General features: G+C 69.7%; 16 protein-coding genes and 1 pseudogene. 14 read left to right on the top strand and 3 right to left on the bottom strand.

The window, feature by feature from the left end; translation table 11 throughout:
- The first annotated feature begins 1 nt into the window (after position 1).
- The 11 genes from ACZ5SK_RS41230 (at position 2) to ACZ5SK_RS41180 (ending at position 10,622) form a co-directional block, all read left to right on the top strand.
- The gene (locus ACZ5SK_RS41230) at positions 2-220 is read left to right on the top strand and encodes a tautomerase family protein (protein ID WP_334581706.1); all 219 of its coding nucleotides are present in this window, start codon (positions 2-4) and stop codon (positions 218-220) included.
- Positions 217-1,260, top strand: coding sequence for an LLM class flavin-dependent oxidoreductase (locus ACZ5SK_RS41225; protein ID WP_334581708.1), 1,044 nt, complete (start codon positions 217-219; stop codon positions 1,258-1,260). The genes ACZ5SK_RS41230 and ACZ5SK_RS41225 overlap by 4 nt, the downstream gene beginning before the upstream one ends.
- A 212-nt stretch (positions 1,261-1,472) precedes the next feature.
- Entirely contained in the window at positions 1,473-2,903 is a 1,431-nt protein-coding gene (locus ACZ5SK_RS41220; RefSeq protein WP_457495670.1) for a purine-cytosine permease family protein, read from the top strand.
- Positions 2,904-3,122: 219 nt separating this feature from the next.
- Entirely contained in the window at positions 3,123-3,338 is a 216-nt protein-coding gene (locus tag ACZ5SK_RS41215; RefSeq protein WP_334581710.1) for a hypothetical protein, read from the top strand.
- Positions 3,339-3,459: 121 nt separating this feature from the next.
- A complete protein-coding gene (gene glnT / locus ACZ5SK_RS41210; RefSeq protein WP_334581711.1) occupies positions 3,460-4,791 on the top strand; it encodes a type III glutamate--ammonia ligase in 1,332 nt (443 codons plus the stop codon).
- A 45-nt stretch (positions 4,792-4,836) separates the two neighbouring features.
- Positions 4,837-5,748, top strand: coding sequence for a class II glutamine amidotransferase domain-containing protein (locus ACZ5SK_RS41205; RefSeq protein ID WP_457495671.1), 912 nt, complete (start codon positions 4,837-4,839; stop codon positions 5,746-5,748).
- Positions 5,745-6,437, top strand: coding sequence for a GltB/FmdC/FwdC-like GXGXG domain-containing protein (locus ACZ5SK_RS41200; RefSeq protein WP_334581714.1), 693 nt, complete (start codon positions 5,745-5,747; stop codon positions 6,435-6,437). Before ACZ5SK_RS41205 ends, ACZ5SK_RS41200 begins: the two co-directional genes overlap by 4 nt.
- 11 nt (positions 6,438-6,448) lie before the next feature.
- Complete coding sequence (locus tag ACZ5SK_RS41195; protein ID WP_334581716.1) at positions 6,449-7,792, top strand: FMN-binding glutamate synthase family protein; 1,344 nt, start codon at positions 6,449-6,451, stop codon at positions 7,790-7,792.
- Positions 7,792-8,970, top strand: a complete 1,179-nt coding sequence (locus ACZ5SK_RS41190) for an NAD(P)/FAD-dependent oxidoreductase (RefSeq protein ID WP_334581717.1) — start codon at positions 7,792-7,794, stop codon at positions 8,968-8,970. Before ACZ5SK_RS41195 ends, ACZ5SK_RS41190 begins: the two co-directional genes overlap by 1 nt.
- Before the next feature lies 1 nt (position 8,971).
- Complete coding sequence (locus ACZ5SK_RS41185) at positions 8,972-9,427, top strand: HutD/Ves family protein (protein WP_468577476.1); 456 nt, start codon at positions 8,972-8,974, stop codon at positions 9,425-9,427.
- Complete coding sequence (locus ACZ5SK_RS41180) at positions 9,420-10,622, top strand: allantoate amidohydrolase (protein WP_334581718.1); 1,203 nt, start codon at positions 9,420-9,422, stop codon at positions 10,620-10,622. Before ACZ5SK_RS41185 ends, ACZ5SK_RS41180 begins: the two co-directional genes overlap by 8 nt.
- Positions 10,623-10,735: 113 nt before the next feature.
- Here the strand turns inward: ACZ5SK_RS41180 and ACZ5SK_RS41175 are convergent, their stop codons facing one another.
- Positions 10,736-11,386: a helix-turn-helix domain-containing protein gene (locus ACZ5SK_RS41175; protein ID WP_334581720.1), complete on the bottom strand. Its 651-nt coding sequence runs from the start codon at positions 11,384-11,386 to the stop codon at positions 10,736-10,738.
- An 86-nt stretch (positions 11,387-11,472) separates the two neighbouring features.
- Positions 11,473-12,375 (bottom strand): LysR family transcriptional regulator, encoded by a 903-nt coding sequence (locus tag ACZ5SK_RS41170; RefSeq protein ID WP_334581721.1) that lies wholly within the window; start codon positions 12,373-12,375, stop codon positions 11,473-11,475.
- A 137-nt stretch (positions 12,376-12,512) separates the two neighbouring features.
- On the opposite strand from ACZ5SK_RS41170, the gene ACZ5SK_RS41165 reads away from it, so the two are divergent.
- On the top strand, positions 12,513-13,313 hold the full coding sequence (locus tag ACZ5SK_RS41165; protein ID WP_443041356.1) for an electron transfer flavoprotein subunit beta/FixA family protein: 801 nt from the start codon (positions 12,513-12,515) through the stop codon (positions 13,311-13,313).
- 20 nt (positions 13,314-13,333) lie between these two features.
- Complete coding sequence (locus ACZ5SK_RS41160) at positions 13,334-14,287, top strand: electron transfer flavoprotein subunit alpha/FixB family protein (protein WP_334581722.1); 954 nt, start codon at positions 13,334-13,336, stop codon at positions 14,285-14,287.
- Between the two features lie 355 nt (positions 14,288-14,642).
- Here the strand turns inward: ACZ5SK_RS41160 and ACZ5SK_RS41155 are convergent.
- Positions 14,643-14,825: pseudogene (locus tag ACZ5SK_RS41155) on the bottom strand (transposase); the annotation flags it as partial.
- Between the two features lie 159 nt (positions 14,826-14,984).
- Here ACZ5SK_RS41155 and ACZ5SK_RS41150 point away from each other — a divergent pair.
- Positions 14,985-16,286: an ammonium transporter gene (locus ACZ5SK_RS41150; RefSeq protein WP_468577473.1), complete on the top strand. Its 1,302-nt coding sequence runs from the start codon at positions 14,985-14,987 to the stop codon at positions 16,284-16,286.
- Positions 16,287-16,314: the final 28 nt, after the last annotated feature.

Here is a 16,314-nt window from a genome sequence, read left to right as displayed (position 1 = left end):
CATGCCACAGGTAGCCATCACCCTCGCCGAGGGCCGCACCCCGGACCAGATCCGGGACCTGCTGCACGAAGTGCACGCCGCGGTCCTCCGCACCACGAACACCCGTCCCGAGTACATCCGTGTCGTCGTCCACGAGGTGCCCCGGTCCCACTGGGCCACCGGCGACATCACCCTCACCGAGATGGACGCGGCCGGCCCGCAAGACGAGGAGCAGTCATGAGGTTTTCGTTGTTCGTCCACATGGAGCGCTGGGACGAGGAGGTCAGCCACCGCGAACTCTTCGAGAATCTCACCGACCTGACCCAGATGGCCGAGGCCGGCGGCTTCGGCACCGTGTGGATCGGCGAGCACCACTCGATGGAGTACACCATCTCCCCGAGCCCCATCCCGCTCCTCGCCCACCTGGCCGCGCAGACCTCGACCATCCGGCTCGGCGCCGGAACCATCGTCGCCCCGTTCTGGAACCCGATCCGCGCCGCCGGCGAGTGCGCGCTCCTCGACGTCATCAGCAACGGCCGGATGGAGGTAGGCATCGCCCGCGGCGCCTACCAGTTCGAGTTCGACCGGCTGGCGGGCGGTCTTTCGGCCCGCGACGGCGGCAAGCACCTGCGCGAACTCGTGCCCGCCATACGGGCGTTGTGGCAGGGCGACTATGCCCACGACGGCGAGATCTGGAAGTTCCCGACGTCGACCAGCGTGCCCAAGCCGGTGCAGCAGCCCACCCCGCCCATGTGGATCGCCGCCCGCGACCCCGACTCGCACGACTTCGCCGTGGCCCAGGGCTGCAACGTCATGGTGACTCCGCTGATGAAGGGCGACGAGGAAGTCGTCGACCTGAAGCGGAAGTTCGACACCGCGGTGGCCAACCACCCGGAGGTCTCACGCCCCGAGCTGATGGTGCTGCGGCACACCCACGTCCACTCCCCCGACGAACCCGAGGGATGGCGGCCCGCAGCGGAGGCCATCAACCGGTTCTACCGGACCTTCGACGCCTGGTTCGGCAACCAGACCACCCCTGTGAACGGGTTCCTCGACCCCAGCCCGGAGTCGAAGTTCGAAGGCCGCCCCGAGTTCGCGCCGGAGGCGCTGCACAAGACGGCGATGATCGGCACTCCCGCCGAGGTCATCGAGCGGCTGCGCGCCTACCAGGAGCTCGGCGTCGACGAGTACAGCTTCTGGATCGACACCGGCCTGTCGCACGAGGAGAAGCGTGCCTCCTTGGAGCTGTTCATCAAGGAGGTCGTACCGGCGTTCCAGTAGGCCGGCGCCGTCCCGCGGAGCAGTCACCCCTTCCTCAAACCCTGATCCACGGATCGCGCGGTGGGTCGTCTCCACCAACCGCATGACCTCGCCCGCTCGTAGGCAGCGGCAGAGCGTTCGACTCCTCACGGATGGCCCCGGCCATGGTGAGACTCCACAGCCCCACGCCCCCACGGAAGCAGCCTCCTTTTCCCCGTCCCCAGGAGTACGCCATGTCCCCAGATGCTTCAGCGCCGGTGTACGGCAGCGCGGTCACCAAAGTCGAACCCTTCGGCGTCGACCACATCCCCGACAACGAGCGGCACGGCAAGCCCAGCTCGCAGTTCTTCGTCTGGTTCGCCGCCGGCCTCAACTTCCCGATCATCCTGCTCGGCTTCAGCGCGGCCTGGTTCGGGCTGAGCTTCTCCGCCGCCGTCACCGCCATCGTCATCGGTGCGGCCGTCGGCTCGGTGCTGATGGCCGTGATGTCCAAGATGGGCGTACGGCTCGGCGTGCCGCAGCAGATCCAGGCGCGCGGCCCGCTCGGCTTCTTCGGCAACTTCCTGCCCGTGGCCTACATCAACGTCTTCGCCGGCGTCGGCTGGGCGGCGGTCACGGTCATCCTGGGCGGCAAGGCGTTCGCCGAGCTGACGCACCTGCCGTACTGGCTGTGCGGTGCCGTGCTGACCGCGGTCGAACTGGTGGTGTCGATCTACGGCTACAACATGATCAACTACCTCCAGAAGGTACTGACCTACATCCTCACCCCGCTGTTCCTGATGATCACGGTGGTCGCGGTGGTGCGCGGCGGGAGCTTCTTCCACGCCAACTCACACGCGGCCGGGTACATCGGCTCCACCGGCGGCTGGGTCACCTTCGCCGGCTGGTTCCTGTCCTTCCTCGTCGCCTGGGCGCCCTTCGCCTCCGACTACTCCCGCTATCTGCCCGACACCCCCGACGTCGTCGGCCGCACCGCCTGGTACACCGGCCTCGGCAACTTCGTCACCATCGCCTGGCTGGGCATCCTCGGCGTGGTCGTCGGCGGCAGCGCCAGCAGCTCCGACTCCATCACCGCCCTGCACGAACTGGCCGGCCCGTTCGCGATCCCGGCTCTGCTCGCCGTCGGCCTGTCCGCACTCGCGCAGAACTTCCTCAACGTCTACGGCGGCGCGATCTCCGTCCAGACGCTGAAGATCCCGGTCTCCCGCTCCCAGGCGGTCACCGTCATCTGTCTGCTCGCCTACGCCATCAGCCTGTGGGGCGAGTCGGGCACGGAGGCCAAGTTCAAGGTCTTCCTCAACCTGACCGCCTACTTCATCGCCCCCTTCGCGGCCGTGCTCCTGCTCGACTTCTACCTCGGCGGCCGCTCCGACCCCTCCCGCGTCGCCGAGCTCTACGACCGCCGCCGGGTACTGGACTGGGGCTTCGTCGCCTGGGCCGGAGGCGTGGCCGCCTCGGTGCCGTTCTGGCAGTCCAGCTTCTACACCGGACCGTTCTCGACGGCGTTCCCGGGCGCGGGCGACCTGAGCATGTTCGTCGCGGCCGGGGCGGGCGCGGTGCTGTACCTGCTGACGTACCGCCTCAAGCCGCTGTGGGTGCGCGTGGGGTCCGCCGGATCGGCCGACCCCACGTCGTCCAACGAACCGTCCGCCGCTGTCTCCTGACGGCGTGGCGGGGCCGGGTTCGGTCTCTTCGGAGGCGGAGCCCGGTCCCTCGGCCTCACCCGGCCTTCCGTCGGCCTGCCACGCCACCTGCTGCCGGCCCACGGGACCCTTCCACGGTGGAAATCTTCCCGCACTGCGCCTTTCCGCATGCATCCAACGGTTCACCACAGTGGCCTACCTGTATCGAGCAGGGGCCCATGACGACCGCCGCGGAAACAGATGCCCCCCGATCTCGCCGAGTTGGTCCGCGCCGACGGCATCGACTTCGCGCCGGCCGCCTTCGTCGACCTGACCGGCAGACGGTGCGCCAAGCCCGTCGCGGCCCAGGCCGTGGAGGAACTCCGCGACGAGGGCGGCGGGTTCGCCGGACAGGCAGCCGGGGCCCGGGACTCGTCGCACGGCCGCCGCAACGCGCATCGACCGTGCGATCCGTAAGGCGGGATCCGAGGTTCACGAGACCCAGACCTAACTACTCCGAAACGACGTCGAAACATGTCCTGAGTTTACTCAGCGGAGACGCTGATTCATTTCAGTGAACTTGACTTCAGGAGTCATCATGACCGACAACCTCGACCTGGCAGCCCTCTGTGAGGCCAGCGGCACCAGGTTCCTCCTGGCGCTCTTCGTCGATCTCAACGGCAAGCCGTGTGCCAAGCTCGTGCCTGTCGAGGCTGTCGACGAGCTGGCGACGGAGGGCGTCGGCTTCGCCGGATACGCCGTCGGCGCGATCGGGCAGGAGCCCAAGGACCCCGACCTGGTGGCGATCCCGGATGTCGCCTCCTTCACGCCCGTCCCGTTCGTCAAACAAGGTCTGGCGATCGTCCACTGCGACCCCCACGTGGAGGGCAAGCCGTGGCCCTTCGCTCCCCGTGTGATCCTCAAGCAGGTCGTCGCCAAGGCCGCCGCTTCCGGCTTCGCGCCCTACGCCGGCGCCGAGGTGGAGTACTTCCTCCTCAAGCGTGACGCGGCGGGTGCCCTGGTCCCGGCGGACAGTGACGACGTCGCGGCCCAGCCGTGCTACGACGCGCGTGGCGTCACCCGGATGTACGACCACCTGACCACGATCAGCACCGCGATGAACCAGCTCGGCTGGGGCAACTACGCCAACGACCACGAGGACGGCAACGGCCAGTTCGAGCAGAACTTCCAGTACGCCGACGCCCTGACGACGGCCGACCGGGTCATCACCCTCCGCTACCTGCTGAGCGTGCTCGCCCAGGAGCGGGGCATGATCGCGACCTTCATGCCGAAGCCGTTCGCCAACCGCACCGGCTCCGGCCTCCACCTCCACCTCTCCCTGCGCGACACCGCGACCGACACCCCGGTCTTCCCGGCGAGCAGCGGGGGCGACGAGGACCCGGTCGGTCTGGGGCTGTCGAAGACGGCGTACTCCTTCGTCGCCGGCATCCTGGAACACGCGACCGCGTTGCAGGCGGTCATCGCGCCGACGGTCAACTCCTACAAGCGGACCGGTGCGGTCGCCTCCAGTGCGAGCGGTGCGACCTGGGCGCCCAAACTGCCGACGTACGGCGGCAACGACCGGACCCACTACGTGCGCATCCCGGACAACCAGCGCATCGAGCTGCGCGGTGGTGACGGCGCGGCCAATCCGTATCTCGCCATCGCCGCGGCCGTGGACGCCGGTCTCGACGGCATCGCCGGCGGTCTCTCCCTCGGCGAGGTCGGCACCGGTCCCGAGACCCCCTTCCCGCTGACGCTGCTGCACGCCGTCGAGGCCTTCCAGTCCGACGACGTCGTCAGGGGAACCCTCGACGTCGCGGGCCCGGGGGTCGCCGACTACTTCGCGAGCCTGAAGAAGGACGAGTTCTTCGCCTACCACGCGGCCGTCTCCGACTGGGAGCACGACCGCTACCTCACCGCCTTCTGAGCCGCCCGCTGAGGCTCCGTCACCCCCGAGAAAGGGACTCAACACATGTGTGGAATCGTCGGGTTGCACCTGCGCAGCCCCGAGCTCTACTCCCGGCTCGGTGAGCTCCTCACCGGGATGCTGTGCGAGATGGAGGACCGCGGCGCGGACTCGGCGGGCATCGCCGTATACGGCAACGAGGACTGGTCGCCGCGCGGCAGGGGCTCGGTCTCACTGATCGACATCGACGTGCCCGCCGAGACGGTCGCGGCGGCGCTCGGCGCCGAGACCGGCACCGAGGTGACGGCCATCACCGTCCACAACGTGGTACTCGCCAGCGCCGACATCGACTCGGAGGTGCTGCTGGCAGCCGCGAAGAAGGCCTACCCGCACGTCCTCGTCGGCGGCTTCGGCGAGGACCTCGCCGTCCTCAAGGGCGTCGGCTCCCCCCGGGCGCTGGCCGAAAGCTGGGACCTCGCGAAGGCGCAGGGCTGGCAGGGCGTGGGCCACACCCGGATGGCGACCGAGTCGGCGGTCACGTCGTCGGGCGCGCACCCCTACGCCGTCGGCCCGGGCGAGTGCCTGGTGCACAACGGCTCCTTCTCCAACCACGCCACGATCCGCCGCGACCTGCGGGCCGCAGGCGTCGCGTTCGACTCCGAGAACGACACCGAGGTCGGCGCCCGCTTCGTCGCGCACCGGCTCGCGGACGGCAAGGGCGTCGACGAGGCGCTCACCGACCTGACCCGCACCTTCGACGGTTTCTACACCCTGCTGGTCTCCAACCGCGACAGTTTCGCGGTCGTCCGCGACGCCATCGCCTGCAAGCCGGCCGTCATCGCCGAGACCGACGACTGGGTGGCGATGGCGTCGGAGTACCGGGCCCTCGCCCACCTGCCCGGCGTCGAGAACGCCCGGATCTGGGAGCCCGAGCCCGAGGTCATCTACCACTGGAACCGTCAGGAGGTGTCGGTATGAGCTCCGCCGACGAGGCAGGGCCCGCGTTCGACCTGAGCACCACGCCCCTGCGCGAGGTGAACCAGGCGCTCCACGCCGAGGGCCTCGCAGGTGAGTATGTGATCGAGAACCCGCGGGGCGCCCACAACGTCGCCGTCGGCCTCGACGCGCCGGTCAAGGTCACCGTCAACGGTCACCTCGGCTACTACGCCGCTGGCATGAACCAGCAGGCCGAGGTCGTCATCAACGGCAACGCCGGCACCGGCGTGGCCGAGAACATGATGAGCGGCACCGTCCATGTCACGGGCTCGGCCTCACAGTCGGCCGGGGCCACCGGCCGCGGCGGTCTGCTGGTCGTCGACGGCGACGCCGGCGCCCGCTGCGGCATCTCGATGAAGGGCATCGACATCGTCGTCGGCGGCGACGTCGGGCACATGAGTGCCTTCATGGCACAGAAGGGCCGCCTGGTGATCCGCGGGGACGCGGGGGACGCGCTCGGCGACTCGCTCTACGAGGCCCGTATCTACCTGCGCGGCACCGCCAAATCGCTCGGGGCGGACTGCGTCGAGAAGGAGATGCGCTCCGAGCATCTCGAGGAGCTGGCCGGCCTGCTCAAGGCGGCCGGCTTCGAGGACGACGACCCGGCGTCGTACACGCGCTACGGCTCGGCCCGCACTCTCTACCACTTCACGCACGACAACGAATACTGAGGGAGGATCCGATGACTCTCACCGCCGATGACCGGGCCCGGCTGGGCCTGCGCGAGTCCGCGACCTTCGACCGGGCCACCATCGCCGCGATCCAGCGAGCCGCCGAGACCGGCATCTACGACATCCGCGGCTGGGGCGCCAAGCGCGCCCTGCCCCACTTCGACGACCTGCTCTTCCTGGGCGCCTCGGTGTCGCGCTACCCGTTGGAGGGCTACCGCGAGCGGTGCGGCACCGACGTGGTGCTGGGCGCGCGGAACGCCAAGTACCCCCTCCGGCTCGACATCCCGGTGACGATCGCCGGCATGAGCTTCGGAGCCCTTGGCGCCAACGCCAAGGAGGCCCTCGGCCGCGCGGCCTCGGCCACCGGCACCTCCACCACCACCGGTGACGGCGGCATGACCCCGGAGGAGCGCGGCCACTCCAAGACGCTGGTCTACCAGTACCTGCCGAATCGTTACGGCATGAACCCGGACGACCTGCGCCGGGCCGACGCCATCGAGATCGTCCTCGGCCAGGGCGCCAAGCCGGGCGGCGGCGGCATGCTGCTCGGCCAGAAGGTCTCCGAGCGGGTCGCCGGCATGCGGGACCTGCCCGCCGGCATCGACCAGCGCTCGGCCTCGCGCCACCCCGACTGGACCGGCCCGGACGACCTCACCATCAAGATCAACGAGATACGCGAGATCACCGACTGGGAGAAGCCGGTCTACGTCAAGGTCGGCGCCTCGCGCACCTACTACGACGTCAAGCTCGCCGTGCACGCCGGCGCGGACGTCGTGGTGGTGGACGGCATGCAGGGCGGCACCGCCGCCACCCAGGACGTCTTCATCGAGCACGTCGGCATCCCGACCCTCGCCGCCATCCCCCAGGCGGTGCAGGCGCTCCAGGAACTCGGCGTCCACAAGAAGCCTGACGGCGTCCAGCTCATCGTCTCCGGCGGGATCCGCTCCGGCGCCGACGTCGCCAAGGCGCTCGCCCTCGGTGCCGACGCCGTCGCCGTCGGCACCGCCGCCCTCATCGCGCTGGGCGACAACGACCCGAAGTACGCCGCGGAGTACGAGAAGCTCGGCTCGGCGGCCGGGTTCTACGACCAGTTCCAGGCAGGCCAGGACCCCGCGGGCATCACCACCCAGGACCCGGAGCTACAACAGCGGCTCGACCCTGCCGAGGGTGGCCGCCGCGTCGCCAACTACCTGCGGGTCCTCACCATGGAAGCCCAGACGATCGCCCGCGCCTGTGGCAAGGCCCACGTCACCCACCTCGAACCCGAGGACATGGTCGCCACCTCCATCGAGGCCGCCGCCATGGCCCGCGTACCGCTCGCCGGCACCTCCTGGATCCCGGGAGCGGGGTTCTGATGGCGACGAAGGCAGTGGTCGTCGGAGGCGGCCTGATCGGACTCTCGATCGCCCGGGCACTGACGCAGCGCGGACTCACCGACGTGCTCGTCCTTGAGCGGCACCAGCTCGCCGGCGGGGGCACCGGCAAGTCCAGCGGCATCGTCCGCGCGCACTACGGCGTGCCCTCGATCGCCGCGATGGCGTGGCGGAGCATGCCTGTCTTCGAGGAGCTCGGCGAGAGGGTCGGCTTCCGCCAGGTCGGCTACACCGTCATCGTCGGCGAGGAGAACGCCGAGCCACTCCGGGCCAACACCGCCATGCACCAGGGCCTGGGCATCGACGTGGACCTGATCGACAACGACCGGCTGGCCGAGCTGTGGCCGATGATGGAGACCGGCGACGTCGCGCTGGCGTCGTACGAACCGCGCGGCGGCTTCGCGGACGCCACCCAACTCGCCCTGCACTACGGGCAGGTGGCCCGTGACCAGGGCGCGCGCATCCGGCAGAACACCCCCGTCGCCCGCATCCTCACCACGGGCGGCAAGGTGACGGGTGTCGAACTCGACGGCGGTGAGATCGTCGACGCCGATCTGGTCGTCGTCGCCTCGGGCTGGTGGTCGGCGAAGCTGCTCGCCGACCTCGGGATCGACTTCCCCGTCGAGGCCTACCGCTCGGAGCTCCTCATCGTCGACGCCGGCGAGCCACTGCCGGACCTCCCGGTCGTCTCCGACCTGGTGAGCCTGCAGTACTGCCGGCTTGAGGGCGCGGGCCAGTTCCTCGTCGGCAACAGCGACCACGCCGACTTCCAGAAGAAGTTCGTCGACCCCGACAACTACTCCAACATCGCCGGCGAGGCCGGTATCGAGAAGTACGCCGAGAAGCTGATGCACCGCTTCCCGGGCTTCCCCGACCCGTCGGTCACCCACACCTACGCCGGCGTGTACGACGTCCCGCCGGACTGGAACCCGGTGATCTCCCCGGTCGGAGGCGTCGACGGCCTGATCCTCTCCGCCGGCTTCGCCGGGCACGGCTTCAAGATCAGCCCGGCCGTGGGAGACCTCGTCGCCGACCTGGTGTTCGAGGGCGACAGCACCGACCCCGACATCCCCGCCTCGGATTTCCGGCTCGAACGGTTCGCCGAGGGCAAACCGCTCAGCAGCCTGCACCCCTATGTCGGTGCCGGCGAGATGCGGTGACGTGACCGGGATCCTCGACCCCTCCCAGGTGGCCCCGACACCCTGGCGCAACGGTGCCGGAGCCACCCGGGAGCTCACGACCGAAACAGACGCGTCCGGGCAGGTCCTGTGGCGTATCAGCGTGGCCGACCTCGACCGCGACGCGCCGTTCTCGACGTTCCCCGGGCTCGATCGCCTTTTCGTCGCGCTCGGCCCCCTGCGGCTGACGGTCGACGGGCAGCAGCAGCCGCTCGCGGCCGGCGACCAGGCGCGGTTCGCCGGCGAGGCACCGGTCACGGTGGCCCTCGACGCGCCCACCCGGGCACTCAACGTGATGACGCGACGAGGCGCGTGCCGGGCGGAGGTGACCCTCCGGCCGGCGTCCGCCCCTCGCCTTCCGGCCGACGCCACCACCCTGACCGTCCTGCTGGACGAGTTCGCCGCCGACGTGCGACTTTTCAAGGAACCCGATGACTGACACTGTTTCCTCCCTGCTGGCCGAGATCGCCGACGTCGGCACGGACCCCCAGCGCGGCGGCTACACCCGGCCCGTCTACTCCGGTGCCGAACTCGACCTGCGCTCGTGGTTCGTCGCCCACGCGCAAAAGCGCGGTCTCGACGTGGAAACCGACCGCAACGGCATCATCTGGGCCTGGCACGGCGGCGTCGGGGACGGGGCCGTCGTGACCGGCAGCCACCTCGACTCCGTCCCGGGCGGCGGCGCGTACGACGGTCCCCTCGGCGTGGCCTCGGCGCTGGTCGCCTTCGACCAGCTCGACGCCCGCGGCGCCGCCGGGCGGCGCGCGATCGCCGTCTTCCCCGAGGAGGAGGGCGCCCGCTTCGGCGTGGCCTGCCTCGGGTCACGGCTCCTGACGGGCGCGATCGACCCCGACCGGGCCCGGTCGCTGACCGACACCGACGGCGTCACCTTCGCCGAGGCATGCCGGCGCAACGGCCTCGACCCCGCACACCTCGGCCCCGACCCCGAGACGCTGGCGCGGATCGGTACCTTCGTAGAGCTGCACGTCGAGCAGGGGCGCGGCCTCGTCGACCTCGGACGGCCGGTGGCGGTCGCCTCCTCGATCCTCGGGCACGGACGCTGGCGCATCGCCGTGTCCGGCGAGGGCAACCACGCCGGCACCACCCTCATGACCGACCGGCGCGACCCCATGGTGGCCGCGGCACTGCTGGTGGCCGAGGTGCGGCGCCTCGCCCGCGCCGTCCCGGACGCCCGGGCCACCGTCGGGCGGCTCGTGCCTGTGCCCGGTGGCACCAACGTCATCGCCTCCCGGGTGGACCTCTGGCTCGACGTACGCCATCCCGACGACGCGGTGACCCGCCACCTCGTCGACGAGATCGGGCGGGCCGCGCGCAGGCTCGCCACGGAGGAGGGCTGCACCGCGGAGATGACCGAGGAGTCCTTCAGCTCCACTGTCGACTTCGACCCACGGCTGCGCGACCGGCTCGCCGGCGTGCTCGACGCGGCGCCGCAGCTGGGCACCGGCGCCGGCCACGACGCCGGCGTCCTCAAGGACCACGTGCCGACCGCGATGCTCTTCGTACGTAACCCCTCGGGCGTCTCGCACGCCCCCGCCGAACAGGTGGAGGACGCCGACGCCGAGACCGGCGCTGCGGCGCTCGCCGAAAGCCTGGAGACACTGCTCCGCCGGTGAGACACCAGGCGCGGCCCGATGGCGAGCGGGGAGTGCGGCGTGTGTGCCGCCGCCCTGTTCAACGGTGGCCCGGGGTGAGGTTCCTGCTTTCCGCAGCTACCTGGAAGGCGTCCTCAGCTGGTGCCGTCGGGAAAGGCGATCACCGAGAGGAAGCGGATCGGTAGATCCCCCAGTTCGACGGGGCCGTGGGCTCCCTCGCCGTCGAGGATCAGGCTGTCGCCCGACTTGAGGCGGTAGACAGTGCGTCCGTGGCCATAGTCCATCGAGCCTTCCAGCATGTAGATGAACTCGGTGCCGGGGTGCTGGAAGAGCGGATGGGTCTGGCTCTTCGCGGTGAGCGTCACGAGCAGGCACTCAAGGCGTTTGTGCTCACCGCGAAGGGATCCGAGGAGCTTGTAGTCGTGCCCCACCTGGCTGCCGTTGCGAACGATCGGTGTGCCGTGCCCGGCCTTCACATAAGAGGCCGGGCGCTCGGTGTCAGCTCCCCGGAACAGCGAGGTCACCGGAACGTCGAGGCCTTTGGCCAGCATGGAGAGCGTGCTGAGGCTGCACGAGGTCTGGGCATTCTCGATCTTGGAGAGCATCGCTTTGGAGATACCGACCTTGGCGGCCAGATCGGTGACCGAAAGCCCGCGCTGATGGCGCAGTTCACGCACGTTGCGAGCGATCGCCACCTCGAGCTCGAGCGTCTCGATCGGCTCGTCGGCATGGCGGTCACGTGCCGTGCCGACGTTGCGCAGCAGCGCGTTCGCGTCTTCTCCCATGCGTACACCCTAACGCCACAGCGTCCACTGCCAGTGTCCGCGGCCAGTGGCCCGTGCCTGAACGGGAGCCGCGCCCACGGCGGTTGTCAGGCCGACAAAGGCTCGGAGGGCTCGGACACTGCCGCTGCCTCGAAGAGCGCCCGCCGGAACAACCGCGCGGCCGGGCTGAGCGTCCGTGGTTCGGCGACGTACATCACGGTGGTCGGACGGGAGTCGATCCGGGCCACCCGGACCGACGCGGGCATGAATGACGTGACCGACTCCGGAAGCAGCGTGAATCCCACGCCCGCGGCGACGAAGCCGAGCGCCGTCTCCTGGTGGACGACGCGGGTCCGCACGCGGGGGAACGGCATGCCCTCGAAGATCGGCCTGATCTCCGCCACGAAGCCGGGCATGTCCCTGGTGGGGAAGAAGATCAGCGGTTCGCGTGCCAGGTCCTCGGCGCTGACGAACTCGTTGGCGGCCAGCAGGTGGTCCTTCGGCAGGCAGGCGACGATCTGTTCCTCGTAGAGTCTCCTGGTCTGCAGGTCGAGGGCGGCTGCTTCGCCCCGCACGATGCCGATGTCGATCGTTCCCTCGTGGATTCTGTCCACCTGCTCGGTGCTGGTGAGCGGCACGAGATCGATATCGAGGTCGGGTGCCTGCTCGCGGGCGCTCCGGACGGCGTGGGGCAGGATCGAGTAACTGGCCGAACTCGGGAAGCCGACCCGCAGGCGCCCTGCCCGACCGGCCGCGACCTGTTCCAGGTCCGCCGTCGCCTGGTCGACCTGCTCCAGGATGGCGACGGCGCGGTGGTAGAACTCGGCGCCCACCGTCGTCAGTTGCACCCTCCGCGTCGTCCGTTCGAACAAGGGGAAGCCGACCTCGCGCTCGATGCGCTTGATCTGGGCACTGAGCGGTGCCTGGGACATCTGCAGACGCTGAGCGGCACGCCCGAAGTGCAACTCCTCGGCGACCGCGACGACGCACCGCAGCTGACGGATCTCCATGGGTGCGACCCTATGCGATTATTTCTCGAGTCGGCATAATCAGGCCTCGATTGATATTGGACACGCGCCTTCTCGGCGGATGTACTCGTGTGGTGTGCACCCCAGGTCTCCCAGTGAACGCATGAGGACAGCCCCGAATGATGATCACAGTGCTCGTGAAGTACGTGCCTGACGCGACCGCCGACCGGCAGTTCGAACCGGACCTCACCGTCGACCGTGTGCAGGTCGACGGACTGCTCTCCGAGCTCGACGAGTACGCCGTCGAGCAGGCGCTCCGGATCAGGGAGGAGCGCGAGGACGAGGATGTCGAGGTCACCGCCCTGACCGTCGGCCCCGCCGACGCGGAGGCCGCGGTCCGCAAGGCCCTGCAGATGGGCGCCGACAAGGCCGTGCTGGTCTGTGACGACGCGATCGCCGGCTCGGACGCGGTCGCCACCTCGCTGGTGCTGGCCGAGGCCGTCAAGAAGGCGGGCGGCGGTGCCGTGCCCGACCTGGTCATGTGCGGCATGGCCTCCACCGACGGTGGAATGGGCGTCGTCCCGGCGATGCTGGCCGAGCGTCTCGGCCTGCCGCAGATCACCCTCGCCTCGGCCGTCGAGACCGAGGGCGACCAGGTCCACGTCAGGCGCGACGGCGACCTCGCGACCGAGACCATCGGCGCCACCATGCCGCTCGTGCTCTCGGTCACCGACCGGTCGGGGGAGGCTCGCTACCCGTCGTTCAAGGGGATCATGGCGGCCAAGAAGAAGCCGCTGGAGACCCTCGACCTCGCCGAACTCGGCCTGGAGGCCGGGCAGGTCGGCCTCCAGGGGGCGTGGACCGCCGTCGAGGCCGCCGACACCAGCCCGGCGCGGACCGCCGGCGAGATCGTGCAGGACGAGGACGGCTCGGGCGCCAAGGCGCTGGCCGACTTCCTCGCGTCGAAGAAGTTCGTCTGAGGCAGAGGGAGTCAAGAACGATGACTGAGATTCTGGTTCTCATCGACCACGTCGGCGGCGCCGTCAGGAAGCCCAGCTTCGAGCTGCTGACCATGGCCAGGCGGCTTGGCGAGCCCTCCGCCGTCTTCATCGGCGACGCCGATCAGGCCGCCACCGCCGCTGAGGCCGTCAAGGCGTACGGCGCCGCCAAGGTCTATGCGATCGACGACACCGAGATCAAGGGCTACCTCGTGGCCCCGAAGGCCGAGGCCCTGCAGCAGCTCGCCGCCGCCACCGGCCCGGCCGCGATCCTGCTCCCGTCGTCGGCGGAGAACAAGGAGATCGCCGGCCGCCTGGCGATCAAGCTCGGCTCCGGGCTGATCACCGACGCCATCGACCTCCAGGCGGGCCCCGTCGCCACCGAGTCGGTGTTCGCCGGAACCTACACCGTCAAGGCGAAGGTTACCCGGGGCACTCCGATCATCACCGTCAAACCGAACTCCGCCGTGCCGGAGGAGACCGCCGGCGCCGGCGTGCTGACGCCGTTCGCGGTGACCGTCTCCGACGCCGCCAAGTCCGCCCGCATCGTGGCCTCCGAGCCGCGCCAGGCCTCAGGGCGTCCCGAGCTGACCGAGGCCGCGATCGTGGTCTCCGGCGGCCGCGGTACCGGTGGCGACTTCACCTCCGTCGAGAACCTCGCCGACGCGCTGGGTGCCGCGGTCGGCGCCTCCCGGGCCGCCGTCGACTCGGGCTGGATGCCGCACACCTTCCAGGTCGGTCAGACCGGCAAGTCCGTCAGCCCGCAGCTGTACGTCGCAGGCGGCATCTCCGGTGCGATCCAGCACCGCGCGGGCATGCAGACCTCGAAGACCGTCGTCGCCGTCAACAAGGACGAGGAAGCGCCGATCTTCGAGCTCGCCGACTTCGGTGTCGTGGGCGATCTCCACACCGTCCTCCCCGCCCTCACCGCCCAGATCGACCGGCGCAAGGGCTGAGCGTGGAATGACGTCAGAGGATCCACCCTGGGTCTCTCGCCGGAGGCGTCACCATCCCGTCCACCACGTCGACGGCTGATGCGCCTGCCGACAGGACGCGATCCGCTGTGCCAACAGTGCCGCGGCCCTGGCTCCGAGTTCGCCGGAAGGCGCCGGTTCCCTACGGCGGCGCACCGGCTTCGGCCCAGGCTCGCACCGCCCCGACCTGGGACACGTCCGCACCGACGGCACCCTCGTCCCGCTGCACGCGCGCGTCAGCGGCACCGTCCTCGACCGACACACCCATGGTCATCGTGTCGCCCTGCTCGGGGCACGGTGCCAAGTTCACCATGCAGACCGGGGCGATGGGCCGCCGACCTGGCCACGGGCGGGGCCGCCAGGTACACGCCGTCGTAGCCACGAACAGGATCGCCGCCAGCACTTCGCGATCACCGTAGCGGCGTCGGCCGCCACCCTGCGGACGCACCGGCGCAGCCGGGACCGCCCGCTGGAACAACTCCCACAACCCGTCCGGCACCAGACGCCCCACCATCGCCATCACGGCCGCCAGCCTAGTGATCAAGCCAGTTGAGACGATTCCTTAATTCAGCGCTTGAGTGTCCGTAACACCCGGCCGGTCTACTGCGATGAAACTTCGTTTCCTTCCGCGGGGCCCGCTGTCCGTGGGACCCACAGATCCACTCCGCGGAGCGTGCGCATGGACACCGGAAGTACCGCCTGGATGCTCGCGAGCACGGCACTCGTCTGTCTGATGGTGCCGGGGCTGGCCCTCTTTTACGGCGGCATGGTCGCCGCGAAGAGCGTCCTTAACATGATCATGATGACATTCGGATCTGTAGCCCTCGTCGGCTGCATCTGGGTGGTCTACGGCTTCTCGGCCGCCTTCGGCAACTCGATCGGCGGCGCCGGACTGCTTGGTGACGTCACCGAGTACTTCGGTCTGAGCGGTGTGATGACGGACGACCCGAAGGCGGTCATCCCGCTCTCGGTGTTCGCCGCCTTCCAGGCCCTGTTCGCGGCCCTGACCGCCGCCCTGATCTGCGGGGCGATCTCGGATCGCATCAAGTTCGGTGCCTGGATGGCCTTCACCGGGATCTGGGTGACCCTGGTCTATCTGCCGGTCGCCCACTGGGTGTTCGCCTTCGACGGCAAGGGCGTCGTCGGCGGCTGGATCGTCAACAGACTCGGCGCCATCGACTACGCCGGCGGCACGGCCGTCCACATCAACTCCGGTGCCGCGGCACTGGCCGTGATCCTCGTTCTCGGCAAGCGCCTGGGCTGGAAGAAGGACGGAGTCGCGGAACGACCCCACAATCTGCCCCTGGTGATGCTCGGAGCGGGCCTGTTGTGGTTCGGCTGGTTCGGCTTCAACGGCGGCTCCGCCCTCACCTCCTCCAACGCCGCGTCCGTCGTCGTCCTCAACACCTTCACCGCGACCTGCTCGGCGATGCTCGGCTGGCTCCTCGTCGAGAAGCTCAGAGACGGCCACCCCACGAGCCTCGGTGCCGCGTCCGGTGCGATAGCCGGTCTGGTCGCCATCACCCCGTCCTGCGGGGCGGTGTCCCCGGTCGGCGCGCTTGCTCTCGGCGCGACCGGCGGTGCGGTCTGCGCGCTCGCCGTCGGCCTGAAGTACAAGTTCGGCTACGACGACTCCCTGGACGTGGTGGGCATCCACCTCGTCGGCGGCGTCACCGGAACCCTGCTGGTCGGCGTCCTGGCCACCTCTGACGCCCCGAACGGTGTCGACGGCGTGCTCTACGGCGGCGGCTTCTCCCTGCTGGGCAAGCAGGCCGTCGGCGCCTTCGCCGTACTGCTGTACTCCTTCACCGTCACCTGGCTGATCGCCAAGACGCTGGACAGGACGATAGGCCTGCGGGTGCGACCCGAAGTCGAGGAGGGCGGCGTCGACGTCCACCTGCACGCCGAGAGCGCCTACGACCTCCTCCATCCCGTGGCCACCGGTTCGGCGCCCGCCGTCTCCTCGTCTCCGGCGCTCTAGAGCCGGCGGCATCCGCTCGATCCTCTAC

The sequence above is a fragment of the Streptomyces sp. NPDC031474 genome, assembly GCF_055581185.1.
The sequence above is the reverse complement of the archived record's forward strand: the minus strand, read 5'-3'. Positions and strand labels throughout refer to the sequence as shown.